The organism is Mycobacterium sp. D16Q13 (genome assembly GCF_002013375.1).
In the GTDB taxonomy this organism is placed as follows: Bacteria; Actinomycetota; Actinomycetes; order Mycobacteriales; family Mycobacteriaceae; genus Mycobacterium.
Genome location: NZ_MAEW01000007.1, coordinates 61,841 through 87,372, shown reverse-complemented (window position 1 = coordinate 87,372; position 25,532 = coordinate 61,841). Strand labels below are relative to the sequence as shown.

At 65.5% G+C, this 25,532-nt stretch carries 30 protein-coding genes; 17 read left to right on the top strand and 13 right to left on the bottom strand.

Annotated elements, in window-relative coordinates; genetic code table 11:
- Positions 1–8 precede the first annotated feature (8 nt).
- Complete coding sequence (locus tag B4400_RS07410) at positions 9–797, top strand: hypothetical protein (RefSeq protein WP_078309401.1); 789 nt, start codon at positions 9–11, stop codon at positions 795–797.
- On the opposite strand, the gene B4400_RS07405 is transcribed toward B4400_RS07410, so the two are convergent.
- From B4400_RS07405 to B4400_RS07385, 5 genes are read right to left on the bottom strand one after another with little or no spacing between them, the layout of a single operon-like run.
- The gene (locus tag B4400_RS07405) at positions 787–2,040 is read right to left on the bottom strand and encodes an FAD-dependent oxidoreductase (protein WP_078309124.1); all 1,254 of its coding nucleotides are present in this window, start codon (positions 2,038–2,040) and stop codon (positions 787–789) included. The two genes, B4400_RS07410 and B4400_RS07405, sit on opposite strands and share 11 nt — an antisense overlap.
- Positions 2,027–2,527, bottom strand: coding sequence for a hypothetical protein (locus B4400_RS07400; RefSeq protein WP_078309399.1), 501 nt, complete (start codon positions 2,525–2,527; stop codon positions 2,027–2,029). The genes B4400_RS07405 and B4400_RS07400 overlap by 14 nt, the downstream gene beginning before the upstream one ends.
- Positions 2,528–2,544: 17 nt before the next feature.
- Positions 2,545–3,702 carry a hypothetical protein gene (locus B4400_RS07395; RefSeq protein ID WP_078309123.1) on the bottom strand — a complete coding sequence of 386 codons (1,158 nt, stop codon included), beginning with the start codon at positions 3,700–3,702 and terminating at the stop codon, positions 2,545–2,547.
- Position 3,703: 1 nt separating this feature from the next.
- Positions 3,704–4,117, bottom strand: coding sequence for a hypothetical protein (locus tag B4400_RS07390; protein ID WP_078309122.1), 414 nt, complete (start codon positions 4,115–4,117; stop codon positions 3,704–3,706).
- Entirely contained in the window at positions 4,114–5,664 is a 1,551-nt protein-coding gene (locus B4400_RS07385; protein ID WP_078309121.1) for a hypothetical protein, read from the bottom strand. Before B4400_RS07385 ends, B4400_RS07390 begins: the two co-directional genes overlap by 4 nt.
- 60 nt (positions 5,665–5,724) lie before the next feature.
- Here B4400_RS07385 and B4400_RS07380 point away from each other — a divergent pair, with 60 nt between their 5' ends.
- The 7 genes from B4400_RS07380 (at position 5,725) to B4400_RS07355 (ending at position 10,586) form a co-directional block, all read left to right on the top strand.
- A complete protein-coding gene (locus tag B4400_RS07380) occupies positions 5,725–5,985 on the top strand; it encodes a hypothetical protein (protein WP_078309120.1) in 261 nt (86 codons plus the stop codon).
- Positions 5,986–6,089: 104 nt separating this feature from the next.
- The gene (locus tag B4400_RS25030; protein WP_353615242.1) at positions 6,090–6,248 is read left to right on the top strand and encodes an Ms4533A family Cys-rich leader peptide; all 159 of its coding nucleotides are present in this window, start codon (positions 6,090–6,092) and stop codon (positions 6,246–6,248) included.
- A gap of 133 nt (positions 6,249–6,381) precedes the next feature.
- Entirely contained in the window at positions 6,382–7,437 is a 1,056-nt protein-coding gene (locus tag B4400_RS07375) for a sulfate ABC transporter substrate-binding protein (RefSeq protein WP_078309119.1), read from the top strand.
- Positions 7,434–8,333 (top strand): sulfate ABC transporter permease subunit CysT, encoded by a 900-nt coding sequence (cysT, locus tag B4400_RS07370; protein ID WP_078309118.1) that lies wholly within the window; start codon positions 7,434–7,436, stop codon positions 8,331–8,333. The genes B4400_RS07375 and cysT overlap by 4 nt, the downstream gene beginning before the upstream one ends.
- Complete coding sequence (gene cysW / locus B4400_RS07365; protein ID WP_078309117.1) at positions 8,330–9,145, top strand: sulfate ABC transporter permease subunit CysW; 816 nt, start codon at positions 8,330–8,332, stop codon at positions 9,143–9,145. Before cysT ends, cysW begins: the two co-directional genes overlap by 4 nt.
- A gap of 14 nt (positions 9,146–9,159) precedes the next feature.
- Complete coding sequence (locus B4400_RS07360) at positions 9,160–10,179, top strand: sulfate/molybdate ABC transporter ATP-binding protein (RefSeq protein WP_064408394.1); 1,020 nt, start codon at positions 9,160–9,162, stop codon at positions 10,177–10,179.
- 92 nt (positions 10,180–10,271) lie between these two features.
- Complete coding sequence (locus tag B4400_RS07355) at positions 10,272–10,586, top strand: hypothetical protein (protein ID WP_078309116.1); 315 nt, start codon at positions 10,272–10,274, stop codon at positions 10,584–10,586.
- A 56-nt stretch (positions 10,587–10,642) separates the two neighbouring features.
- Here B4400_RS07355 and B4400_RS07350 read toward each other — a convergent pair whose 3' ends face one another.
- The 7 genes from B4400_RS07350 to B4400_RS25025 form a co-directional block, all read right to left on the bottom strand.
- A complete protein-coding gene (locus tag B4400_RS07350; RefSeq protein ID WP_078291081.1) occupies positions 10,643–10,795 on the bottom strand; it encodes a zinc transporter permease in 153 nt (50 codons plus the stop codon).
- Positions 10,796–10,872: 77 nt separating this feature from the next.
- Entirely contained in the window at positions 10,873–11,568 is a 696-nt protein-coding gene (locus tag B4400_RS07345; protein ID WP_078309115.1) for a sirohydrochlorin chelatase, read from the bottom strand.
- On the bottom strand, positions 11,561–12,841 hold the full coding sequence (locus B4400_RS07340) for a sulfate adenylyltransferase subunit 1 (RefSeq protein ID WP_078309114.1): 1,281 nt from the start codon (positions 12,839–12,841) through the stop codon (positions 11,561–11,563). The genes B4400_RS07345 and B4400_RS07340 overlap by 8 nt, the downstream gene beginning before the upstream one ends.
- Before the next feature lie 37 nt (positions 12,842–12,878).
- Positions 12,879–13,817 carry a sulfate adenylyltransferase subunit CysD gene (gene cysD / locus B4400_RS07335; protein ID WP_078309113.1) on the bottom strand — a complete coding sequence of 313 codons (939 nt, stop codon included), beginning with the start codon at positions 13,815–13,817 and terminating at the stop codon, positions 12,879–12,881.
- Complete coding sequence (locus B4400_RS07330) at positions 13,814–14,536, bottom strand: phosphoadenylyl-sulfate reductase (RefSeq protein WP_078309112.1); 723 nt, start codon at positions 14,534–14,536, stop codon at positions 13,814–13,816. Before B4400_RS07330 ends, cysD begins: the two co-directional genes overlap by 4 nt.
- Entirely contained in the window at positions 14,533–16,215 is a 1,683-nt protein-coding gene (locus tag B4400_RS07325; RefSeq protein ID WP_078309111.1) for a nitrite/sulfite reductase, read from the bottom strand. The genes B4400_RS07330 and B4400_RS07325 overlap by 4 nt, the downstream gene beginning before the upstream one ends.
- Before the next feature lie 103 nt (positions 16,216–16,318).
- Positions 16,319–16,462: an Ms4527A family Cys-rich leader peptide gene (locus B4400_RS25025; RefSeq protein WP_353615241.1), complete on the bottom strand. Its 144-nt coding sequence runs from the start codon at positions 16,460–16,462 to the stop codon at positions 16,319–16,321.
- Positions 16,463–16,551: 89 nt separating this feature from the next.
- Here B4400_RS25025 and hemW point away from each other — a divergent pair, with 89 nt between their 5' ends.
- A complete protein-coding gene (hemW, locus tag B4400_RS07320) occupies positions 16,552–17,727 on the top strand; it encodes a radical SAM family heme chaperone HemW (protein ID WP_078309110.1) in 1,176 nt (391 codons plus the stop codon).
- Positions 17,728–17,733: 6 nt separating this feature from the next.
- Here hemW and B4400_RS07315 read toward each other — a convergent pair whose 3' ends face one another.
- On the bottom strand, positions 17,734–18,042 hold the full coding sequence (locus B4400_RS07315) for a type II toxin-antitoxin system VapB family antitoxin (RefSeq protein WP_078291065.1): 309 nt from the start codon (positions 18,040–18,042) through the stop codon (positions 17,734–17,736).
- 122 nt (positions 18,043–18,164) lie between these two features.
- On the opposite strand from B4400_RS07315, the gene hrcA reads away from it, so the two are divergent.
- The 8 genes from hrcA (at position 18,165) to era (ending at position 25,405) form a co-directional block, all read left to right on the top strand.
- Positions 18,165–19,190: a heat-inducible transcriptional repressor HrcA gene (gene hrcA / locus B4400_RS07310; RefSeq protein WP_078309109.1), complete on the top strand. Its 1,026-nt coding sequence runs from the start codon at positions 18,165–18,167 to the stop codon at positions 19,188–19,190.
- Between the two features lie 45 nt (positions 19,191–19,235).
- Complete coding sequence (dnaJ, locus tag B4400_RS07305) at positions 19,236–20,387, top strand: molecular chaperone DnaJ (protein ID WP_078309108.1); 1,152 nt, start codon at positions 19,236–19,238, stop codon at positions 20,385–20,387.
- 6 nt (positions 20,388–20,393) lie between these two features.
- Positions 20,394–21,182 (top strand): 16S rRNA (uracil(1498)-N(3))-methyltransferase, encoded by a 789-nt coding sequence (locus B4400_RS07300; RefSeq protein WP_078309107.1) that lies wholly within the window; start codon positions 20,394–20,396, stop codon positions 21,180–21,182.
- Positions 21,183–21,288: 106 nt separating this feature from the next.
- A complete protein-coding gene (locus tag B4400_RS07295; RefSeq protein WP_078309106.1) occupies positions 21,289–22,332 on the top strand; it encodes a PhoH family protein in 1,044 nt (347 codons plus the stop codon).
- Positions 22,329–22,841: an rRNA maturation RNase YbeY gene (gene ybeY / locus B4400_RS07290; protein WP_078291054.1), complete on the top strand. Its 513-nt coding sequence runs from the start codon at positions 22,329–22,331 to the stop codon at positions 22,839–22,841. Before B4400_RS07295 ends, ybeY begins: the two co-directional genes overlap by 4 nt.
- Positions 22,841–24,157 carry a hemolysin family protein gene (locus tag B4400_RS07285; protein WP_078309105.1) on the top strand — a complete coding sequence of 439 codons (1,317 nt, stop codon included), beginning with the start codon at positions 22,841–22,843 and terminating at the stop codon, positions 24,155–24,157. The genes ybeY and B4400_RS07285 overlap by 1 nt, the downstream gene beginning before the upstream one ends.
- The gene (locus B4400_RS07280) at positions 24,150–24,488 is read left to right on the top strand and encodes a cytidine deaminase-like protein (protein WP_078309104.1); all 339 of its coding nucleotides are present in this window, start codon (positions 24,150–24,152) and stop codon (positions 24,486–24,488) included. Before B4400_RS07285 ends, B4400_RS07280 begins: the two co-directional genes overlap by 8 nt.
- On the top strand, positions 24,485–25,405 hold the full coding sequence (gene era, locus B4400_RS07275) for a GTPase Era (protein ID WP_078309103.1): 921 nt from the start codon (positions 24,485–24,487) through the stop codon (positions 25,403–25,405). The genes B4400_RS07280 and era overlap by 4 nt, the downstream gene beginning before the upstream one ends.
- Positions 25,406–25,532: the final 127 nt, after the last annotated feature.

Here is a 25,532-nt window from a genome sequence, read left to right as displayed (position 1 = left end):
CTGTGCTTGTGAAGTCGCGTCTTGTGGTGATGCTGGTGTTGATGTGTGGTGCTGTCGCCGGATGTCTCAAACCACCGGAACAACCCGCGCAGCCCTCGGAAGCCCCGCCGTCCACCAGCACAACACCGGCCAAACCGGCTGTGTCCCTTACCCCGGCGCAAGCACCGCCGACCGCGAAGCCCGCCTTTGGCTTCAACCCAACGCTGGAGCAGGAGGCCGGCAAGCAGGGGAAGGTTGACTACAACGTCAAACTGCCTCAAGTCACCGGCGATAAGGCCGGCGCTCGGGACAGATTCAACGACGGCATGCGCACGGCGCTCAAGGATGTGGTGCGGATCCTGGACGATCCGAAGAATACGAAGCCCGCGACAATAGGCGATGGGCAGCTGCAGCCACGGGAATCGAGTCGGGTCTCCTTCATTGGCCCGCATGTGTTGTCGGGAGCCGCTGTGTTCCTCGCGAACAGCGGTGGACCGTATCCCAGTAATACGGTGGCAACCATCACCATCAACACCGATACGGCGCAGCCGATCATGTTCGGTGACGTCTTCGCGGACCAGGGTGCGGCTCGCGAGCAATTGCGCACGTTGGCACAGGAGCTGGGGCCACCAGATCGCATCAAGGCAGCGGGGGACATGAAGTCCGAGCAGTTCCTGCACTGGCTACCCGTGCCCAACGGGCTGACCTTCTACGTCTCCGTCCCGCACGTCGCGGGAGACTTTGTGCCCGTTACCGTGCCATGGGAGAAGATTCGTGACCGGGTCGCGCCCGGGATGCAGAAGGTGCTCAGCCCGTAGGAAAGCGGCGTGCGAAATCGGGCGCGTGCTCGGGTAGCGGTCCGATCGCCACGCCATAGGCCGGAATCGCCTGTAACCATGGGTACTTGGTGGCCACCGACAGCACCGACGCGATTTTGGTGCTCGGGGTGACGGTGGTCGTGGAGTCCACCGCCGAGAACACCCGTCGGTGTACGGCCCGCTGCACCCGCTGGATCAGGGCGGTCGGTCCCCATCGGCGCACCTGTACCTTGCGAAGGTCGGCGGTCGTGAGCGTTCCCTGACGCAACGGCTCGGCGAGGATGCGTGCGGTGGCCACGGCGTCGGCGATGGCGAGGTTGATGCCGACGCCGCCGACCGGAGACATGGCGTGCGCGGCATCGCCGATGAACAGCAGCCCCTCCCGGTACCACTTGCGGAGCCTATTGAGCTGCACATCAAGCAGTTTCACGTCATCCCAGCTGGTGATGGCATCGGTGCGGTCGGCCAGCCAGGGCACCATTTCGGCGATCCTGTCCCGGAGTACCTGCACATCGCCGCTGCGCATCTGCGAGTCGGTGCCCTTGCCGATGAGGTAGCCGCATTGAAAGTAGTCGCCGCGATCGAGCATCACCATGAATCGGTTGGCGCCGACCCGTGCGCGCGGCCCCTGCGGGTCATCGGAATGCTTGGGGAGGCGGAACCACCAGACATCGATCGGAACACCGAACTGTCGCGGCCGCATTCCGGCTGCGGCACGAAGCACCGAGCCACGGCCATCGCAGGCGACGGTGAGGTCCGCCTTGAGCTGGCCGGTTTCTCCTGCGGCGGTGCGGTATTCAACACCGGTGATGCGGTCGCCCGCTCGTAGCAGCCCGGTGACTTCCGTGCTGCGCAGCAGCCGGAAGGTGGGTTCGAGCTCCGCGGCACTCGCCAGCATTTCCAGGAAGTCCCATTGGGGTGCCATCGCGATGTGTTTGTGCGGTCCGGGAAGCCGATTGAGATCGCCCAGCCGATACGTCTGCTCGCCCAGGTCCACCGTTACCTGCTGAACCAGGTTGTGCGACATGGCCGCGAACTTCGCACCGAGCCCCAGCTCGTCGAGCAGGTTGAGCGTGCTGGCATGCACGGTGTCCCCGCGAAAGTCCCGCAGGAAATCGGGATGCTTCTCCAGCACGGTGACGTTGACGCCGGCGCGTGCGAGTAGTAGCGCCAACATCATCCCGGCCGGTCCCCCACCGGCGACGGCACATGTGGTGCTTTGCGACAGCTCAGGTTTGGTCACGAGTCCTCCTCCACGCCACGATCAAGACCCCGGCCAACGCGAACACGGGTATCAACGACAGCGTCCAACTCAACGCCAGCGGCGGCCCGGGCTGGGGCAGCACGTCCAGGTTGAGTGTGCCCTTCCCGGGCCCCTGCGGTCCGGCGATATCGAAGATGAACTGGTAGTGCCCCTCTTCCTGCAGCGCCCGGACGTCCAAACCCCAGACCTCACGCTTGCGTGGGTGGCGCGCCAGCGGTTCGGCACGCCCCAGCTGGCCGTCGGGCGACACGATGGTCAGGGTGCCCGACTTTCCGGTGATCCCGTCAACGGGAATGAACGTGAAATCCAGTGATTGCATGGCGCGCAGCGGCCACGTCGAGAACCCGACAGTCACCGGATACGGGCCTGCCGTCACCTGTTCGGTATGCACCACATTCACCGGCGCATAGGCGTGGGCGGGAGTGCTGAGCCCGAGGGATAAGCCGATGACGGTTAAGAGCGACAACATGATTCGGGTGTGTCTCACGCGATGGTCTCCGCAGTGTCGACGGCGTTTCCGGGCATCCGCAACATCAGTGCGATGCGTTGTGCCAGGAATCCGGCGATCGCACCCAGCACCAGACCCGCCAGGCCGACGGTGACGTAGCTGCTCACCGTTTCGGAGCCCTGGCGATACAGCATCGCTCCCTGCAGCAGATATCCCGTGCCCGCGACCGATCCCAGAATCGCACCGATGGCGGTCATCGGCCACCGTTGCCATGTGCGATCACGTGCCAGAGACAGCAGCCCCGTGGCGAGCGCGGCGAAGACCGCGAGAAACACCGGCATCATTCCCGGGATCGTGGGTGGGCCGCCCCATAGGTCATCGCGTAGCGGCAGTCCCACCGCTGCGGCGTATTCGTGTGCGGCCCAAGGGGAGAACCACCAGAAGATGGCCTGAATCGCGCCCATGATCGCCGCGACGCCGAGCGGTGCCAGCGTTGACCGCAACACGCCCGCGATGAGCAGCAGCACGAGCGGAACGATGAACGCCGAGCCGAGAGAAATCGGGTTGAAGTCGAACTTGAAGAGGAACAGTGCGGTGAACGGAATGGCGGTCATCGCCGCCACCAGAGACGCCTGCGTCATCAATCCGACCGCACCCCAGCGGAATCGGCGTGCTGCCGCGAAGGTGACGACACTGCCGAGGTCGGTGACCGTCCCGGATACGAACAGTGCGAAATGAGGGGGCGAGGCCAGGACCGCGTCGAACCCGTAGACCGTGTGCCACCACAGATCCAACAGCCCATACATGAGAAATGACGCGGCGCCACAGCCGGAGAGCAGGAAGCCCAGGGGTGCGGTGAATCTGCCGCCGAACACGCGAATCGGCACACCGCCCACCCAGCGCGGTACCGCTTCGCCCGCGCGCTGAGCGGCCGTGACCATCAAAACCATGACGAGGCTGGTGATTCCACTGATCGCACTGCCGGAATACAGGAACAGGTGCGGTAACGTGAAGAACGTATCGGGGCCCACATCGTCATGCCATTCCACGTCCCAGGTGGTCCCCACCGCACCCACAACGCTGCCCAGCAGTACTCCGTACGCTCCGAGCGGCGCGTACTTCTCGACGGTGGCGCGGGTAACTCGCGGCGCCTGCTGGGCACCGGCGCTCACGGTGCTTGTCTCGGGGCCCATCTCAACCTCCACTCACCCATAGTGGCATTGTCGTGCGTTCATCCGGATCACCCGATGGCGGCGTGACGGTCACGACGATGTCCCAGGGCCCGGCCATGGACAGCATCACCTGGTCGAATTTCGTCCGGCAGGACACCACCTCGCGCAGCGGTGGCATGGCGTGGCCCATCAGGGGCATCACCAATTCGACTGACACCGATTCGGATTCAGGAAGGTTGCCATCTTCCCTGCTGGCGACGGCGAGCTCCAGCGCGGTGATCCCAACGCGGGGATCGTCGACGGTCACCGTGACGACGTAGTGCTCGGTACCGGAGTAGAGGGTGACGGCCTGGGGTGCGCTGGGCCAGGCAATCCATGCCAATCCCAACACCGCGGCAACTATTACCGCGAGCCCCGCCCACACCTGACGTGTCATGAGATGTCCAGTCGTACCGGGATTGTCAGCACCCGATAGTCACGCTGTGCCTGAATCCAGGCGAGGTACCGGCCCGGCTTGGGGAATGTGAAGGTGAACGGTACATCGGGCCCAAAGGCGGCCACCGTCTCGTCGGGAGGACTGTCACCGTTGAGTGGTGGGGACCCCACCATGGGTGGCATCGAATCGTCGTGACTGGGCGAGTGGCCGGCGCTGTGCTCCATGCCGGGCATGTTGGTGCCGCCGTGGCCGCCCATGGAATGAGCGTGGGCCCAGACCGCTGAATCCTGCACCGCAGCGCCGAGATCGCTCGCGGAGGTGTCGCGGGGAATCGGTCCGGCGATCACCAGATGACCGAGCATGCCCAGCCACGGCTGCAGGACCGGGTCGGCCCCGACCGTGGCGGAGAGCGTCGTCGGCCGCCCCGCACGCAGGCCGGTGGCGCTCACGTGCACGTGCAGCCCGTCGATCATGCGCATCCCGGGTCCGTCGAATGCTGCCGGCGGTGCGGGCTTCCCGCCACGCGCCGTGAGTCCACCCGGCAAGCGCACCGTCTGCACGCCGCCGCCACGTCGCACGAACTCGGCCGAGACCGCGTACCGGCCCGCGACCGCGGGCAAGAGAGGTACCGAATAGCGGCCCGGTGCAACCCTTATCGGATGCAGATGGGATAGCCGCCCGTCCGGGGCCACCACCAGCAGGTGGATCAACGCGCTGTCGTGGATGACCAGGTCATCAGCGGGAAGACCGGTCGCCGTGTCGATGAGTGAGAAGTAGATGTCCGTCGCGCGATCCGAATCCAGCTCGGACTGTTCGGCGATGAGCGCGGCCGAAGGCCGGGAGTAGTCGGTGACGGCGGGACGATCCAGCCGGTAGGGGTTGGCGGTGTTCTCGACGGTCGGGTCCCGTTGCGGGCCAGGCTCGGGCGGCGGCGGCGCCGATATGGACAGCACCGCGCCGGTGATGGCGACCGCGAGGGCCGTCACCGTGGCGGTCACCGGCACCGCGATCCACACACCACGACGGACCCGGGTCGCCACCACGAGTGAGACGACCAGAAGCAGCCCCGTGGCGGCCAGACCCAGATAGGCCACTCGTTCAGGTGGTGACGTCGCCTGACCGATGAGGACCAGCGGGATCCGGGCGGTGTGCACACCGTCGCTGATCGTCAGGTCGGTGGGCCCCGTGCGGTCGACATCGAGCGTCGCACCGTACGGGCCGGGCTTCTCACCGAGGACCACCATCGCCGTCGAGGTGGGGACCCCCGGAACGGGTTGATAGTCATCGGTGCTGGCGCCGGTGGGCACGATCTGCGCCCGGAGCGGGCCGGCCGCGGTACCGCGGTGGGTGATCACGTCGACGCGCAGCGGGCCGGGAATGCTGGTTACCCGGCGGGCCACCACGGTGAGTTCACGCTCGCCCAGACTCAGCGCCACCTGCACATCAGCGCCCGCTGCGGCCGAATCCGCCGCCGCGACGGGGGCCCCGCTGAACAGTGCGGAGAATGCGAGCACCAGGAACAGGCACATCGCGCGCAAATCGCTCATCGGTGTCCAGTCTGCCCTGCGCCGGACGGGCCGCGGGATGGTCCGCCTAAACTGGCCCGCGTGAACAGCGACAGCGTGATCGGCCTCCTGAGTTGGTGGGATGGCGTGGAGCTGTGGCTCAGCGGACGCGGGTTCATCCTTCAAACGATCATCGTGATGCCGGTTGTATTGGTCTTGGCGTACGCGATGGCCGTGGCCGGTGACAAGGTCTTGTTTCTGCTGCTCAGCGCGGCGAATCGGCTCGGCCGGTGCTATCAGGCGGCGCGCCGCCACTTCATGGAAAATCGGGTAGCCGCGGCCACCCCGGTGGACCTCCCATGAGCGGTTTGCCGCAGTCGCGCGTCACGTTGGCGCTGATTGCGCTGGCCATTCTGGTGATAGTCGCCTGGCTGTTGAGCCGGTAGTTACTGGCTGTTGACGTAATAATGCTTCTACCTGCCGGTTCGGCCGTAAAGACGGCGTCAAAGAGCTCTGCTACGCTTCCGCTCATGCATTCCGCCGCCCCGGTTATCCGCGTGCGCCACATCCTGGCGCTCATTGCGGTCGGTACATGCGCGGTCGCAGACGTTCACTGTTGTCGCTAGACCCATCCCGTCCGCGGTTTGGTGTCGGTAGCGGCTAGTTCGAAGCCCACTGGCTGTTTCGCTGCCTTTCTGTCGTCACGGGATTCCATGAGATATCCGTCCCAGGTAATCGTCATCCCACGAAAGGCATCGCATGCTCGGCTCCAGGATCAACATCGCGAAGACGGTAGGCGCCCGCCGGTGGCGCCACATCGGAGTTCTTGCCACAGCGGCAACAGTTCTCGCCGCCTGCGGTGGAGGATCCAGTGATGTCGCCGGTGGCGAGTCGCACTCCGATGCCGACACCACCTTGACGCTCGTCGCCTATGCCGTGCCGGAGCCCGGCTGGAAGAAGATCATCCCGGCATTCGCGAACACCGCCGAGGGCAAGGGTGTTGCGGTCACTACCTCCTATGGCGCGTCCGGCGATCAGTCCCGGGCTGTCGTCGACGGCAAGCCGGCCGATATCGTGAACTTCTCGGTGGAGCCCGACGTGAGCCGTTTGGTCAAGGCGGGCAAGGTTTCCGAGGATTGGAATGCCGATGCCACGAAGGGTGTGCCCTTCGGTTCGGTGGTTTCGCTGGTCGTGCGCAAGGGCAACCCCAAGAACATCAAGGACTGGGACGACCTTCTGCAGCCGGGAGTCACGGTCATCACCCCCAGCCCGTTGAGCTCGGGCTCGGCCAAGTGGAACCTGTTGGCGCCGTATGCGGCCAAGAGCAACGGTGGCCGCGATGACCAGGCGGGCATCGACTACGTCAGCAAGCTCGTCGGCGAGCACATCAAGCAGCGCCCCGGTTCCGGGCGCGAGGCCACTGACGTGTTCCTGCAGGGCAGCGGTGACGTGCTGATCAGTTACGAGAACGAGGCGATCAACGTCGAGCGTCAGGGCAAGGATGTCGAGCACGTCAATCCGCCGCAGACGTTCAAGATCGAGAACCCGGTTGCCGTCGTCAAGGGCAGCGCGCACCTGGACAAGGTGAACGCCCTGAAGAACTTCCTGTACACCCCGGAGGCGCAGAAGCTCTGGGCTGAGGCTGGTTTCCGTCCCGTCGATCCAGCCGTTACGGCAGAATTCGCCAAGGACTTCCCGACACCTGAGAAGCTGTGGACCATCGCCGAACTGGGCGGCTGGAAGACAGTTGACCCGGCGTTGTTCGACAAGGAAAACGGCAGCATCACCAAGATCTACAAGAAGGCCACCGGATGACAGCCTCTACGGAACAGTCGACGGAACCGGCTTCCGAGCCGAAATCGACTGCCCGGCCCGACCGTGAGGTCGGTGCCGGGCAGCCGGGGGGCCTGTTGAGGCGCCGATACGGCAGCACCTCGCTGCGGGTCGGCGCGGCATCGATCTGGCTCAGCATCATCGTGCTGTTGCCGCTGGCCGCGATCATCTGGCAGTCCGCCGGTGGCGGGTGGACCGCGTTCTGGAACGCGATCACCTCGAATGCGGCGGTGAGCTCGTTCCGGGTAACCCTGGGAGTCTCGTTCGGGGTGGCCGTCGTCAACCTGTTTTTCGGGCTGTTGGTGGCCTGGGTGCTGACCCGTGACGACTTCCCTGGAAAGCGGTTGGTCGACGCCGTCATCGATCTGCCGTTCGCCCTTCCGACGATCGTGGCCAGTCTGGTGATGCTCGCGCTGTACGGCCCGGGCAGCCCGGTGGGCATCCACATCCAGCACACCAGGTGGGGGATCGGGATTGCCCTGCTGTTCGTCACCCTGCCGTTCGTGGTGCGATCCGTGCAGCCTGTCCTGTTGGAACTCGACCAGTCCGTCGAGGAGGCTGCTGCCTCGCTGGGAGCTGACAACTGGACGATCTTTCGCGCGGTGATCCTTCCCGCGCTGCTTCCGTCACTGTTATCGGGTGCGGGCCTGGCCTTCTCTCGGGCGATTGGTGAATACGGCTCGGTGGTGCTGATTGGTGGTGCGGTGCCCGGCGAGACAGAAGTGTCTTCGCAGTGGATCAGGACGCTCATCGAGAACGACGACCGGACCGGCGCCGCGGCGATCTCGATTGTGCTGCTGATTATTTCGTTTGTCGTGTTGTTCGTCTTGCGCACCATCGGGTCGCGCGCGGCCAAGCGAGAGGAGCTGGCGCAGTGACGCCGTCACCGCTGGTCAAGTATGTGGCGCGTTACGCGGCGCTGCTGTATATCGGCATCCTGGTGATCGTTCCGGTGGGCCTCATCCTGTGGCGCACGTTCGAGCCCGGGGTAGGGGCGTTCTTCGAGTCGATCGCCACGCCGGCCGCGGTGTCGGCCCTGCAGCTGTCGCTGCTGGTGGTCGCGATCGTGGTGCCGCTGAACGTCATCTTCGGCATCCCCACGGCATTGGTACTGGCACGGAACAAGTTCCGCGGCAAGGCCGTGCTGCAGGCGATCATCGACCTCCCGTTCGCGGTCTCGCCTGTTGTGGTGGGTGTGGCGCTGATCCTGTTGTGGGGATCGGCGGGCGTGTTCGGGTTCGTCGAGAACGATTTCGGGCTCAAGGTCATCTTCGGATTCCCGGGTATCGTGCTCGCGAGCATCTTCGTCACGATTCCGTTCGTCATCCGCGAGGTCGAGCCGGTGCTGCATGAACTGGGCACCGAGCAGGAAGAGGCGGCCGCGACGCTAGGAGCCACTGCCTGGCAGACGTTCTGGCGTATCACGTTGCCATCCATCCGCTGGGGGCTGACCTACGGCATCGTGCTCACCATCGCGCGCACACTGGGTGAGTACGGCGCGGTGATCATGGTGTCGTCGAACCTGCCCGGGGCATCGCAGACCCTGACCCTGCTCGTGTCCGATCGTCATCAGCGAGGCGCCGAGTACGGCGCCTATGCCATCTCAGCGTTGTTGATGGCTGTTGCGGTGATCGTCCTGGTGGTCCAGGTGGTCATTGATGCGCGACGAGCAAAAGCCAATAGCGAATAGCAAGGAGCCACAGAATGACTGACGCGATTACCGTTCGCGGCGCGAACAAGCATTACGGCGACTTCGCCGCGCTGGACAACATTGATTTCGAGGTGCCCTCAGGCTCGTTGACCGCGCTACTGGGCCCCAGTGGGTCGGGCAAGTCGACGTTGTTGCGGGCCATCGCCGGGCTGGACCAGCCCGATACCGGCACGATCACCATCAACGGGCGTGACGTCACCGGTGTACCGCCGCAGCGGCGCGGTATCGGATTCGTGTTCCAGCATTACGCCGCCTTCAAGCACCTGACCGTGCGCGAAAATGTCGGATTCGGACTCAAGATTCGCAAGAAGCCGAAGGCCGAGATCAAGGAGAAAGTCGACAATCTGCTCGAAGTGGTGGGGCTGAGCGGTTTTCACGCACGCTATCCCAACCAGCTTTCCGGCGGCCAACGTCAGCGCATGGCGCTGGCGCGGGCGCTCGCCGTCGACCCGGAAGTGCTGCTCCTGGATGAGCCCTTCGGCGCGCTCGATGCGAAGGTGCGCGAGGACCTGCGGGCCTGGCTGCGCCGACTGCACGAAGAGGTGCACGTCACCACGGTGCTGGTGACCCACGACCAGGCAGAGGCTCTCGACGTCGCCGACAGGATCGCGGTGCTCAACAAGGGGCGCATCGAGCAGGTGGGTTCTCCCGACGACCTCTACGACCGCCCGGCGAACAGCTTTGTGATGTCGTTCTTGGGTCCGGTGGCCAAGCTGAATGGAATCCTAGTGCGCCCGCACGATATTCGTGTGGGGCGCAACGCCGATCTGTCCCGTGCTGCCGCGGAGGGCACCGGCGAGACCACCGGGGTGACCAAGGCGACGGTGGGGCGGGTCGTGCACCTCGGTTTCGAGGTACGGGTGGAGTTGACCAGTGCCGCCACCGGGGAGCAGTTCACCGCGCAGATCACCCGTGGTGATGCCGAGGCACTCGGGCTGCACGAGGGTGACCAGGTGTACGTGCGTGTCACACGGGTTCCTGACCTGGGTGACCTCGCGGAGGTCGCGTCCTAAGGTGTTTTCCGCGCCTTTCGGAGCGCACCTGCAAGTGCCCGGCTATGAGCGACACGCGTCGTTGTGTCGGTGGCGTGTGCCACCGTGCGGTCATGACGGCGAAAGTTCGGGTACGCGGGATTGAGCTGCGATATCTGCTGACGTTGTACGTGCATCGGTTCGGTACGACGACTGTGTCGGAACTTGTGAACATGTTGGACCACAAAGGCTTCGGCACCGATGGGCGCACGTCAAAGGCCGTGTCCGATGCGTTGCGTTGGGAGGTCCGCCGAGGTCGGCTCAGTCATGTTGGCCGGGGCTGTTACGGCCTCGGGGAGCGGCTTCCGCGCGGAACCGAGCACCGCATGCTTCTTCGGGAGAAGGCGCTTTTGTCGCTCGTAGCCGGGCACGACGAAGAATGCCTCTGAAACGCACCTGACAAAAAATGGCCCCCGGTTCTCCGGGGGCCATGTGTTAGTGCGTTCTAGTGCTCGTCGTAGTGATCGCCGTGCGGGGCGTGGCGGTGTCCATCGTGGATGTAATCCACGTGGTCCTCGTGGGTGACTGCCTCGTGGCCGCAGTCGGGGCCGTGGACGTGGTCGGGGTGGTCGTGGGTCTTGTGCTCGGTGCTGGTCACGCATTCGACCCTACGGCAGACATGCGCATATAACAATGCGTTCGTCGGGGTACTGCGCGAACGTGCGGTGGGTTTGGTCAGTGCGCTACCGGGACCGGTGCGGCGACTGCCGACGCGTACCGGTGCACCACTACCTCGGCGACCAGCCGGTCCGCGCCCAAAGGTGCCGCCACCTGGAAACCCGCCTGTGCGGCTTCGGCGCGGATCTGGTCCAGCAGCAGTCCGGGGGACAGGAACCACGGTGCGACAACGATTTCTGTGGCACCCCGAGATCGCAGCGCGTCTGCCGCGTCGGCGATGGTGGTCGACTCTCCGGTGGCGAAAACCGTCGTCGAGAGGGCCCACTGTGCGGCCAGCGCCCGGGTGCGGGCGTTGGCCGTGGAGTCCGAGGATCCGACCGCGGTGAGAATCACCGCGGGATTGTCGACGCCGAGTTCAGTCACGCGACGCCGCGCCAGCCGCAGCAGGCGGTCATCGGCGCCGAGCACAGGCGCTTGCATCACCCGCAGTCCCGACGGTGCCGAGCACAGCACGGTCGGCAGATCGATCCGTGCGTGGTAGGCATCCGACAACAGCAGCGGCACCACAACCGCCTCACCGCTCAGATCATCCAGCACGTCAGCGAGATTCGGCTCGGACAACTCAAGGAACGCCAGCCGGACATCCAGCTCCGGCCGGAGCACCCGTACCTGCGCGACCAATCGGCGCGCGTTCTCCGCGAACCGTGGGTCGCGGCTCCCGTGCGCGACAGCGAGAAGCGTGGGACTACGCACGATTCAGTTCGACGGCGCGCAAGGCATCGCCGACCAGTCCGGCCGCCAACGTGTTACCGCTCGAGGGATCGATCAGCAGGAAGCTCCCCGCCATCCGGTCGTCGACGTATTCATCGACGCTGATCGCCTCGGCCAGACGGATGCTTATCTGACCGATGTCATTGAGTTCCAGCGATTCCGGTGCGGGATCGGCCGACAGATTCTGCTCGTCGAAGCGCTCCACCAGCTCGCCGACGATCGCCGGAACGGTGCGGGTGCCGTGCTTGAGCAGCAGGCGCGCACCGGCCTTCAACGGCTTGTCGGCCAGCCAGCACACCGTGCCGTCAATCTCCGAAACCGGTTCTGGCACATCGGTTGATGCGATCAGATCGCCACGCGAGGCATCCACGTCGTCGGCCAGGATCAGCGTCACGCTGCGGCCCGCCTCGGCGACCTCAAGCGGCCCGTCGGCGGTGTCGATGCCCGCCACCGTGGTGCGTTGCCCGGCGGGGGAGATGAGCACCTCGTCGCCCACCCGCACGACGCCGGCGGCAACCTGCCCGGCGTAGCCGCGATAGTCGGGGTATTCGGCGGTACGCGGCCGGATCACATACTGGACCGGGAAACGCAGGCCAACGGTGCTCGACTCCTGGTGCGCCGGAATCGATTCCAGATGCTCGATGAGGGTCGGCCCGCTGTAGAAGCCGGTCCGCTCGCTGCGGGTGGCGATGTTGTCGCCGTGCAGTGCGGACACGGGGATCTCCACGACGTTCTCCGGCTTCCAGCCCAGCGAGCTGGTCAGCTCGTTGAACTCGGCGCTGATCGCCTCGAAGATGCGGGCGCTATCGGCCACCAGGTCGATCTTGTTGACCGCCAGCACCAGCCGTGGCACGCCCAACAGTGCCAGCACCGCCGCGTGTCGACGGGTCTGCTCGATGACACCCTTGCGCGCGTCGACGAGAAGGATCACCAGCTGCGCGGTGGAGGCCCCGGAGACGGTGTTGCGGGTGTACTGCACATGCCCGGGGGTGTCGGCGAGAATGAACGAACGCTTCGGGGTGGCGAAGTACCGGTACGCCACGTCGATGGTGATGCCCTGCTCGCGCTCGGCGCGCAGTCCGTCGACCAGCAGTGACAGATCGGGAGTATCGAGCCCGCGTGATTCGGAAGCCTTTGCCACGGCGTCGAATTGGTCGATGAGCACCGACTTGGTGTCGTACAGCAGCCGGCCCACCAGGGTCGACTTGCCGTCGTCGACGCTGCCGGCGGTGGCAATACGCAGAAGATCGCTCATGATCAGCTCTGCCCCTGTTTCTTCGTGCAAGCCCTCATCAGAAATAGCCCTCTCGCTTGCGGTCTTCCATCGCCGCCTCGGATACTCGGTCGTCGCCGCGGGTCGCGCCCCGCTCGGTGATCCGCGATGCGGCCACCTCGGCAAGTACCGCGTGGACGTCGGCGGCATCGGAGAGCACGGCGCCCGTGGTGGAGCCGTCGCCCACGGTGCGGTATCGCACCGAAAGTGTTTGCAGTTCTTCACCGTCACGCGGTCCGCCCCACGGGCCCGGCGTCAGCAGCATGCCGTCACGGTTGAACACCTGGCGCTCATGCGCGTAGTAGAGGTTGGCCAGCTGCACATCTTCGCGAGCGATGTAACGCCACACGTCCAACTCGGTCCAGTTGCTGATAGGGAACACCCGCACGTGCTCACCCGGGGCATGCCTGCCGTTGTAGAGACTCCAGAGCTCGGGACGCTGCTTCTTGGGATCCCACTGGCCGAAGGCGTTGCGCAGACTGAAGATGCGCTCCTTGGCGCGCGAGCGCTCCTCATCGCGACGTCCACCACCCAGCACCGCGTCGAACTTGTTGTCGGTGATGGCTTCGAGCAGCGGGATGGTCTGCAACGGGTTGCGGATGCCGTCGGGCCGCTCGGTCAGGCGGCCGTCGGCCAGGTAGTCCTCGACATTCGCGACGACCAGGCGCAAGTTGTGGCGTTCGACAATCTCGTCGCGGAAGGCCAGCACCTCGGGGAGGTTGTGCCCGGTGTCGACATGCAGCAGCGCGAAGGGAAGCGGTGCGGGCCAAAAGGCCTTGAGCGCGGTGTGCAAGAGCACCGTCGAATCCTTGCCGCCGGAGAACAGCAGCACCGGTCGCTCAAACTCGCCGGCCACCTCGCGGATGATGTGAATCGACTCGGATTCCAGGTCGGTGAGTGTATCGGTCTGATTCAACACGGCGTCCGTTCTGATTTCCGGTCCAATGTGTGTCGTCATGAGGCGTGCAACCCGCATTCTGTTTTGGCCATGCCCTGCCAGCGTCCGCTGCGTGCGTCGGCGCCGAGTGCCGGCTTGGCCGTGCACGGGGCGCAGCCGATCGACGGATATCCCTCGTCGACAAGCGGATTCACCAGGGTCCCGTGATCATCGATGTACTTCTGCATGTCCTCGTCGGTCCACGCGGCAATCGCGTTGATCTTCACCAGCCCGAACGCCTCGTCGAAACTGATCAGCGGTGCGTTGGCCCGGGTCGGTGCGTCGACACGCCGCAACCCGGTCACCCAAGCGGAGTACCCGGACAGCGACTTGCGCAGCGGCACAACCTTACGAAGCCGGCAGCATTCGCCGGGATTGCTCGCGAACAGATCCTTGCCCACCAGCTCGTTCTGCTGGGCCACCGTCTGCTCGGGGGCCACGTTGACGATGTGGATGTCGTACACCGATTCCACGGCATCGCGGGTGCCGATCGTCTCGGCGAAGTGATAACCGGTGTCCAGGAACAACACGTCAACACCCGGACGCACCTGTACGGCGAGGTCTATGAGCACAGCGTCCTGCATGTTGGAGGCGACGACGTACCCCTTGGGGTCATTGCCGAAGTTCTCTTCGGTCCACCGCAGCAGCTCCTCGGCGGAGGCATCATGCAGTTCGGCGGCGCCGCGCTCAGCCAATTCACGCAGCTGGTCGGCGTTCCTGTGGCCCTCCAGAACGCTCATCGCAGATCCGCCTCCTCAGCCCGAACGGCCCACTGCGCGAAGCGCTCTCCGTCGGTGCGCTGCTTGACGAAGTTCCGCACCACCCGGTCGATGTAGTCGCCGAGCTCGGTGCTGGTCACCTTGTGCTGACGCAGCTTGCGGCCGAACCCACTGTCCAGGCCCAGGCTTCCGCCCAGGTGCACCTGGAAGCCCTCGACGCTGTTGCCCTCGCCGTCGTCGACCATCTGACCCTTGAATCCGATGTCTGCGACCTGCGAACGCGCACACGAGTTGGGGCATCCATTGATGTTGATGGTGACCGGAGTGTCCAGCTGTGCGTTGAGATCGTCCAACCGCTTGTCCAGCTCTGGCACCAGATCCTGTGCACGCTTGCGGGTTTCGGTGAACGAGAGCTTGCAGAACTCGATGCCGGTGCAGGCCATCAGATTCTTGCGCCAGTGCGACGGACGCGAGGGCAGCCCGAGCGCATCCAGCCCCTCCGTCAGCTCACCGAGTTTGTCGTCGGGAACGTCGAGGATGATCAGCTTTTGATACGGCGTGAACCTGACACGGTCCGAGCCAGCCTTCTCGGCAAGATCGGCGACCGCCGACAAGATGGTGCCGGACACCCGGCCGGCAATGGGCGAGACGCCAACAGCGTTGAGCCCGTTCTTGAGTCGTTGCACCCCGACGTGGTCGATGGGCCGTGGCGGCTGCACCGGAGCAGGCCCGTCGATAAGAGGCCGCTTCAGGTATTCGGTCTCGAGAACCTCGCGGAACTTCTCGACACCCCAATCCTTGACCAGGAACTTCAACCGTGCCTTGGCACGCAGACGGCGGTAGCCGTAATCGCGGAAGATGCTGACGACGCCCTCCCAGACGTCGGGCACTTCGTCGAGTGGCACCCATACCCCGAGACGCTGCGCCAGCATCGGGTTGGTGGACAGACCGCCGCCCACCCACACGTCCAGACCCGGACCGTGCTCCGGATGCACCACGCCGATGAAGGCGACGTCGTTGATCTCGTGCACCACGTCCTGCAGGCCGGAGATGGCCGTCTTGAACTTGCGGGGAAGGTTCGCGTACTCCTTCTTTCCGATGTAGCGGCGCACGATCTCGTCGATGGCCGGTGTCGGATCGAGTACTTCATCCAGGGACTCACCGGCGAGCGGCGAGCCCAGGATCACGCGGGGGCAGTCGCCGCAGGCCTGTGTCGTGTGCAGCCCGACCTCGTCGAGACGGCGCCAGATCTCCGGCATGTCCTCGACCCGGATCCAGTGATACTGCACATTTTCGCGATCGGAGAGATCGGCCGTATCCCGCGCGTACGTGGTGGACAGATCACCCAGGGTGCGCAGGGCACCGACCGACAGCGCGCCGCCGTCCGAACGCACGCGCAGCATGAAGTGCTCGTCTTCGAGCATGTCGGTGTTCTCGTCACCGGTCCAGCTGCCGTCGTAACCAGGCTTGCGCTGGGTGTACAGACCCCACCAGCGGAAGCGGCCACGTAGGTCGGTCTTGTCGATGCTCTCGAAGCCCTTGTGGGCGTAAATCGTTTCGATGCGCTCCCGCACGTTCAGCGGGTGGTCGTCCTTCTTCGCCTGCTCGTTGGCGTTGAGGGGTTCGTGATAGCCGAGTGCCCATTGGCCCTCGCTGCGCTGTTGCTTCGGGCGAGCGGGCCGGGTCTCGCTGGTTGTCATGGTGCTCCTCAGAAAGGCAGGCACAGTCGTGGGCGACACACCGGGGGCTGACCGGAGGCGCAGATCCTCACGACCGTATGGGTGGCAGACGGGTAGGACTACGTCAGTAAGGGAGACAACACGCGCTACAGACACGCTTCAGGTCGATGTGTCGCCGCGCGACAAGTGGGACCTGATGTGTGCTCACCCGGCCAATTGTGCCATGCGAAACTGGCACCCCGTACGACCGGGTCGTAATTCCGCTCATTGTGAGCAAAACCTCTATTCGGCGTGGGGGATTCCCGCTATTGACCGGACAGATTTTTTCTGCTGCCGCCCCTAGCACACACTTGACCGGTGAGACCCGAAACCACTGCCACCCTGCCGCCTCTGGTGCCGGCGGTGGGACGCCCGTTCGGGATCTACGTACACGTTCCGTTCTGTGCCACACGCTGCGGATACTGCGACTTCAACACCTATACCGCCGACGAGCTCGGTGACGGCACCTCACCCGCGGGCTGGCTGGAGGCGCTGCGTGCCGAGCTGGAGCTGGCCGCGCGGACTCTAGACGGAAAACCGCCGGTGGAGACCGTATTCGTCGGCGGCGGGACGCCCTCCCTGCTGGGCGGTTCCGGGCTCGCAGAGGTGCTCGACGCCATCGGTGCGCATTTCACCGTGGCGCCGGGCGCCGAGGTGACCACCGAGGCCAATCCGGAGTCCACCTCGCCGGAGTTCTTCGAGACGATTCGCGCGGCCGGATACACCCGGGTCTCGCTGGGTATGCAGTCCGCGGCCCCGCATGTGCTGGCCACGCTGGATCGTGTGCACGCGCCCGGGCGGGCGGTTGCGGCGGCGCGGGAGGCGCGTGCGGCCGGTCTCGAGCATGTGAACCTGGACCTCATCTATGGCACCCCGGGGGAGACCGATGACGACCTGCGCCGCTCCATCGATGCCGTACTCGACGCCGGGGTAGACCACGTGTCGGCGTACGCGCTGGTCGTCGAGGAGGGCACCGCGCTAGCTCGGCGTGTCCGTCGCGGCGAACTGCCGAATCCCGACGAGGACGCCCTGGCCGACCGGTACCAGCTGCTGGATGCGGCGCTGTCGGCGGTGGGGCTGGACTGGTACGAGGTATCCAACTGGGCACGCCCCGGCGGGCAGTGCCGGCACAATCTTGGCTACTGGGCCGGCGGTGACTGGTGGGGTGCGGGACCCGGTGCGCACGGACATGTCAACGGCGTGCGGTGGTGGAACGTCAAGCACCCCAACGCCTATGCCCAGCAGTTGGGGCAGGGGCAGCTGCCCGTCGGCGGCCACGAGATCCTCAGTCCCATCGAACGGCACACCGAGGATGTCCTGCTCGCGGTGCGGCTGAACACGGGAATCGCCTTGGCGGACTTGACCGTCGAGGAACGCGGCCGGGTACCCGCCGTGGTGGACGGGGGGCTGGGGCGGCTGGTGGATGATCGGCTGGTGCTCACCGATCAGGGGCGCTTACTGGCCGACGGCGTGGTGCGCACGATCCTGGATTGACGCCGCCTACACCCCGCGCAGCTGATCCATATCGAAAACCCTGGCGTGCAACACAACCCGATTGCGCAACGCGGCTCGCACGGCTCGGTGCAGTCCGTCCTCCAGGTAGGTGACGCCCTGCCACTTCACGGCGTGCGGGAACAGGTCCCCGTAGAACGTCGAGTCCTCGCTGAGCAAGCGGTCCAAGGCGAGCACCGTGGTGGTGGTGACGAGTTCGTCCAGACGGATCTGCCGGGGTGGGATGCGCGACCAATCCCTCGTCGATAGCCCATGTTCTGGGTACGGCTTCCCCTCGCGAACACCCTTAAAGATCACTGCAAATCACTCCGGGATGATCCCTGCATAACACCTGAGGTTAGCGTGGACTGCCATGGTGGCGGGTTGACGCAGCGTGGCCCCGTAAAATAGGGGCCAAATCACGCGTGAGGGAGGTGACCATGGCCAGTGCCGATGATCGGCGCTTCGAGGTACTGCGGGCCATCGTCGCCGACTACGTCACCACCAAGGAACCGATCGGCTCCAAGGCCCTGGTCGACAGGCACGGCCTCGGGGTTTCCAGCGCCACCGTCCGCAACGATATGGCGGTCCTGGAGGCCGAGGGCTACATCGCCCAGCCGCACACCAGCTCAGGACGCATTCCGACGGAAAAGGGCTACCGCGAATTCGTCAACCGGCTTGAAGACGTCAAACCGCTCTCGGGCGCCGAGCGCAAGGCCATCCTGAATTTCCTGGAAGGCGGCGTCGACCTCGATGACGTGCTGCGACGTGCCGTGCGGCTGCTGGCGCAGATGACGCGTCAGGTCGCCGTCGTGCAGTATCCGACGCTGTCCTCCTCCAGCGTGCGCCACCTCGAGGTGGTGCTGCTGACCCCGGCCCGGCTGCTGCTGGTGGTGATCACCGACTCCGGGCGGGTCGATCAGCGGATCGTCGAGCTGGGCGATGTCATCAACGACGAGCAGCTCGGCCGCCTGCGCGTCCTGCTGGGCGCGGCGCTGGAGGGCAAGAAGCTGTCGGCGGCCTCGGTGGCCGTCGCCGAGCTCGCCGAGCAGTCCGACGATGACCTGCGCTATCCCCTCACGCGCGCGGCGACGGTCCTGGTGGAGACGCTTGTCGAGCATCACGAGGAACGCCTGCTGCTCGGTGGCACGGCCAACCTGACGCGCAATGCCGGCGACTTCGGTGGTCAGCTGCGCACCGTGCTGGAGGCGCTGGAGGAGCAAGTGGTGGTGTTGCGCTTGCTCGCCGCACAGCAGGAGGCAGGCCGGGTCACCGTGCACATCGGTCACGAAACCGCTGCTGAGCAGATGATCGGCACCTCGGTCGTCTCCACCCCGTATGGTGCGGGCGGAGCGGTGTTCGGCGGCATGGGTGTGCTGGGGCCCACACGGATGGACTACCCGGGAACCATCGCGAACGTCGCGGCGGTTGCCATGTATATCGGCGAAGTGCTAGCCAATCGCTAGCAGTTATGTGAATTAGACAGATACCAACGGAGCGAGATCAACACAGTGGCGCGTGATTACTACGGCATCCTCGGGGTCAGCACGGGTGCCAGCGACAGCGAGCTCAAGCGGGCGTACCGCAAGCTCGCCCGCGAGCTGCACCCCGACATCAACCCCGACGAACAGGCCCAGACGCGGTTCAAGGAGGTCAGCATCGCCTACGAGGTGCTGACCGACCCGGAGAAGCGGCGCATCGTCGACCTGGGTGGCGACCCGCTGGAGAACGGCGGCGGTGGCAACGGGTTCGGTGGTGGTTTCGGTTCGGGCTTCGGCGGCCTGGGCGACGTCTTCGAGGCCTTCTTCGGCGGATCGGCCGGCGGCTCGCGTGGTCCGCGCGGCCGCGTGCAGCCCGGATCCGACTCCCTGCTGCGCATGCGGCTCGAACTGCTGGAATGTGCAACCGGCGTCAGCAAGCAGGTGACCGTCGATACCGCGATTCTGTGCGACGGATGCGCCGGCAAGGGCACCCACGGAAATTCGGCGCCGAGCGCCTGCGAGACCTGTGGTGGCCGTGGCGAGGTGCAGACGGTGCAGCGCTCCCTGCTTGGCCAGGTGCTGACATCGCGCCCCTGTCCGACGTGTCAGGGGGCCGGAGAGGTCATCACCGATCCATGCCACAAGTGCGGAGGCGACGGCCGGGTGCGCGCGCGTCGCGAGATCACGGTCAAGATCCCGGCCGGTGTCGGCGACGGTATGCGGGTGCGCCTGGCGGCCCAGGGGGAGGTCGGTCCCGGCGGTGGACCGGCCGGCGACCTGTACGTCGAGGTGCATGAGAAGCCGCATGACGTGTTCATCCGTGACGGGGATGACCTGCACTTCACGGTTCGGGTCCCGATGGTGGAGGCGGCGCTGGGCACCAGTGTGTCGGTTGACGCCATCATCGATGGACCGACCGTCGTCAAGGTCGAGCCGGGATCGCAGCCGGGTTCGGTGGTGACGATGCGCGGGAAGGGCATGCCGCACCTGCGCACCGGTGTCCGCGGAAACCTGCACGCCCATCTGGACGTGGTGGTGCCCACCCGGATGGACGCCAAGGAACGCGAGCTGCTGAAGGACTTCAAGAAGGTCCGGAACAAGGAAGCCGCCGAGGTGGTCTGGGCGGAATCTGCGTCGGGCGGGGTGTTCTCGCGGCTGCGCGAGGCGTTCACGGGCCGGTAGATCCAGATGGCGGCCGCCACGATCTTCTACGTTGACCAGATTCCCGCTGTCGGGGAACAGGTGAGCCTGCTCGGTGACGAGGGACATCACGCCACCCGGGTGCTGCGCATGCGTGTCGGTGAGCCCGTCATGGTGTGCGACGGTGCGGGCGAGGTCGGTGACGGCGTCGTCGCCTCCGTGGACCGCGCCGGCCTGTCGATCGAGGTGACCGGACGCTGGAGCGTCGCCGTTGCGGCCCCCAGAGTGACTGTGGTGCAGGCACTTCCCAAATCTGATCGCTCCGAGCTCGCCGTCGACCTGGCGGTGGAGGCGGGCGCCGACGAGATCGTTCCGTGGCAGGCGCAGCGATGTGTGTCGCGCTGGGACGCGCAGAATGACCCGGACAAGGCGGCGAAGGGGCGGCGGCGCTGGGAGGCGGTGGCCCGAGCGGCGTCACGACAGTCCCGGCGGGCCTTCGTCCCGGCGGTGTCGACACTGCACTCGACGGCGCAGCTGGCCGAGCTGATCCGTCGGCGGGTCGCCGACGGGGCCGTCGTGCTGGTGCTGCATGAATCGGCGGACTCCGGGCTCAGCGCGCGGGGCGAGCGGCTGTCCGCGGCGTCGTCGGTGGTGCTGATCGTGGGGCCCGAGGGCGGTGTCGCAGACGATGAGCTGGGGGTTTTGACGGCTGCGGGCGCGCATGCGGTGCGTTTGGGGCCGACGGTGCTGCGCACCTCCAGCGCCGCTGCCGTTGCGCTGGGTGCCCTCGGGGCGCTCACCGACCGGTGGGCCGACGGTCCGCTGGCGCACCGATGAGCGCTCGCGTGCAGAGACGGCGACACTAATCGCGTGGAGGCTGACGGTTGCCAGCGGTAAACTCGAGGCAACTTCACAACCCAAGAAAGCAGGCGACCTTAACCACGTGACGAGCCGAGAAGAAGATGCCGCTGTGCAGTCCAGGGAAGTACGCAGCAGCGTCGAGATTCCGAACGATCTCATCATGGGCCTGCTGGGTTCTGCTGATGAAAACCTGCGCGAGCTTGAGGACATGTTGACCGCCGATGTCCACGCCCGCGGAAACACCATTACCTTCATCGGCGAGCCCGGCGATGTGGCGTTGGCTGAGCGTGTGGTCTCCGAGCTGATCGTGATCGCGCGCCGGGGCCAGCAGCTGACGCCCTCGACGGTGCGGCATACCGGCGCCATGCTCGCCGGCGACGACGATGAATCGCCCGCTGAGGTGCTGAGTCTGGACATCCTGTCGCGGCGTGGCAAGACCATCCGCCCGAAGACGCTGAACCAGAAGCGCTATGTGGACGCGATCGATGCCAACACGGTGGTTTTCGGTATCGGCCCGGCCGGTACGGGCAAGACGTATCTGGCGATGGCCAAGGCGGTCAACGCGTTACAGAGCAAGCAGGTCACCCGGATCATCCTGACCCGTCCGGCGGTCGAGGCGGGGGAGCGGCTGGGCTTCCTGCCCGGCACCCTGAGCGAGAAGATCGACCCGTACCTGCGGCCGCTGTACGACGCGCTGCACGACATGATGGACCCCGAACTCATCCCCAAGCTGATGTCTGCCGGGGTCATCGAGGTTGCGCCGCTGGCATACATGCGGGGCCGGACACTCAACGACGCGTTCATCATTCTCGACGAGGCGCAGAACACCACCGCCGAACAGATGAAGATGTTCCTCACCCGGCTGGGGTTCGGTTCCAAGATCGTGGTCACCGGTGACGTGACACAGGTCGACCTGCCGGGTGGCGCCCGTTCCGGGCTGCGTGCGGCGGTCGACATTCTGGACAATATCGACGGAATTCACTTCTCGGAGTTGACCAGTGCCGATGTGGTTCGTCACCGATTGGTGTCGGAGATCGTGGATGCGTATGCACGTTTTGAGGACTCAGATCTGACAGGCAACCGCGCGCAGCGCCGCGCATCGGGGAACCGGAGCCGGCACCGATGAGTATTGAGGTCGTCAACGAGTCGGGTGTCGACGTCGCCGAGGGTGAATTGGTCAGCGTCGCACGATTCGCCATCGCGGCAATGGATGTCCATCCGGCAGCGGAACTTTCGATGATGCTCGTCGATCTCGCGGCCATGGCGGACCTGCATATGCGGTGGATGGATCTGCCGGGCCCCACCGACGTGATGTCCTTCCCCATGGACGAGCTGGAGCCTGGGGGCCGCCCGGACGCACCCGAACCCGGTCCCTCGATGCTCGGCGATATCGTGCTGTGCCCGCAGTTCGCGGCCGAACAGGCTGAGGCGGCGGGGCATTCGCTGGCACACGAGCTGGCGCTGCTGACCGTGCACGGCGTGTTGCACCTGCTCGGCTACGACCACGCCGAACCCGAGGAAGAGCGCGAGATGTTCGCGCTGCAGAACCAGCTGCTGAAGGACTGGTACGAGCAGCAGGCCCAGCTGTATCGGGATAGTCGCCTGCTCGACAAGTCGCGCAACTTCGACGAGTGATGTCTGGCATAGGGCTGCTGCTGGCGGCGATCGTCCTCGTCGGCCTGGGGGGCGCGTTCGCGGCCATCGACGCGGCCATCAACACCGTGTCCTCGGCGCGCATCGACGAGCTGGTTCGTGAGGAAAGGCCGGGCGCGGTAAGGCTTTCCGCGGTGATCCGGGACCGTCCACGCTATGTGAATCTGGTTGTCCTGCTGCGTACCACGTGCGAGATCTTGTCGACGGTGTGCCTGGCCGGATATCTGACCGCGCGGATGAGCCTCGGTGCCGCGCTGACGATCTCGGCGATCGTCATGGTGGTGACGAGCTTCGTGGCGATCGGGGTGGGTCCGCGTACGTTGGGGCGCCAACATGCGTACTCGATAGCACTGGGTGCCGCCGTGCCGCTGCAGGTGATTTCGGTGCTGCTGGGCCCCATTTCGCGGCTGCTCATCCTGCTCGGTAACGCGGTGACGCCCGGGCGCGGCTTCCGCAACGGCCCGTTCGCCTCCGAGATCGAGCTGCGCGAGGTGGTCGACATGGCCCAGCAGCGTGGTGTGGTGGCCGATGACGAACGTCGAATGATCCAGTCGGTGTTCGAGCTGGGCGATACGCCCGCCCGCGAGGTGATGGTGCCGCGCACCGAGATGGTGTGGATCGAATCTGACAAGACGGCCGGCCAAGCCACCTCGCTGGCGGTGCGCAGTGGCCACTCTCGGATTCCGGTGGTCGGGGAGAACGTCGACGACGTCGTCGGGGTGGTCTTTCTCAAGGATCTTGTGCAGCAGACGTACTACTCGGTGAACGGTGGCCGCGATGTCACCGTGGCACAGGTGATGAGGCCGGCGGTGTTCGTTCCGGACTCCAAGCCGCTGGATGCGCTGCTGCGTGAGATGCAGCAGCACCGCAAACACATGGCGCTGCTCGTCGACGAGTACGGGGCCATTGCCGGGTTGGTGACCATCGAGGACGTGCTGGAGGAGATCGTCGGGGAGATCGCCGACGAGTACGACCACGACGAGGTCGCTCCGGTGGAGGATTTGAAGGACAAGATGTTTCGTGTCTCCGCCAGGTTGCCCATCGAGGACCTGGGGGAGCTGTACGGCATTGAATTCGACGAGGACCTGGACGTCGAGACCGTCGGCGGACTACTGGCACTGGAGCTGGGGCGTGTTCCGCTGCCGGGGTCCACGGCCGCCTCGCACGGACTTTTGTTACAGGCTGAGGGTGGCCCGGACACCCGGGGCCGGGTGCGCATCGGCACGATCCTGGTGCAACCCGACCCCGAAGGCGCCGCGGTGGCAGATGACGAGAAAGCGGAGGAAAGAGATGAGTGAATCAGGCGCCAGTCTGAACGATGAAGATAACAAGCTCGTCGTGTTGGCCCGTGGAGCGATGGGGCGTGCCGAGGCGAAGTCAGGAGCGGCGGTGCGCGACGGCGACGGGCGCACCTATGCGGGTGCGCCGGTGTCGCTTTCGGCACTGTCGCTGACGGCGCTGCAGGCGGCGGTGGCAGCGGCGGTCTCCAGTGGAGCGTCGGCCATCGAGGCCGCGGTGCTGGTCGGTGGCTCTCACGAGGATCCGGGTATCGCGGCGGTGCGAGAGCTGTCGCCGTCGGCGACGGTCATCGTGACCGACCGCACCGGTGTGCCTGCGGGGCAGTTGTGAGCGGAACCGATGAGGAGTTCCGTTCTGGCTTCGTCTGTTTCGTCGGACGGCCGAACACCGGTAAGTCGACGCTGACCAATGCGCTGGTGGGGCAGAAGGTCGCCATCACCTCGAACCGGCCGCAGACCACCCGGCATACGATTCGCGGAATCGTGCACCGCGAGAATTACCAGATCGTCCTCGTCGACACTCCGGGGCTGCATCGGCCGCGCACGCTTCTCGGGCAACGGCTCAACGACCTTGTGCGCGATACGTATTCCGAGGTCGACGTGATCGGCCTGTGCATTCCGGCCGATGAGGGCATCGGGCCGGGCGACAAGTGGATCTACGAGCAGATCAAGCTCATCGCGCCGCGCACCACGCTGATCGCGATCGTCACCAAGATCGACAAGGTGAGCAAGGAGCGGGTGGCCGAGCAGCTGCTGGCGGTATCCGAGCTTGTCGGGCCGGATGCGGACATTGTTCCGGTGTCCGCGGTTTCTGGAGCCCAAGTTGAGGTGCTGACCGAAGTTTTGGCGTCGAAGCTGCAGCCCGGGCCCGCGTTTTACCCCGACGGTGAGCTGACCGATGAGCCCGAAGAGGTGCTCATGGCCGAGCTGATCCGCGAGGCGGCGCTCGAAGGTGTGCGTGACGAGCTACCGCACTCGCTGGCGGTGGTGATCGACGAGGTGAACGAACGCGAGGGTCGGCCCGAGGGCTCGGAGCTGATCGATGTGCACGCGATCCTCTACGTCGAGCGGGACAGCCAAAAGGGCATCGTCATCGGCAAGGGCGGATCGCGGCTGCGCGAAGTCGGGACCAATGCGCGCAAACAGATCGAAAAGCTGCTGGGCACCAAGGTTTTCCTGGATTTGCGGGTCAAGGTGGCCAAGAACTGGCAGCGCGACCCCAAGCAGCTCGGCAAGCTCGGGTTCTAGCTCCACCCCTGCGGCCCCCCTTGCCCCGATTGCCCCCCTTTGCGCCGACACGCCGCGTTTTGCGTCGGCTACTCGCGAAATGCGTCGAAAACCGTAGTCTCGTCGACTTGTCAGAGGGGCATGCAAG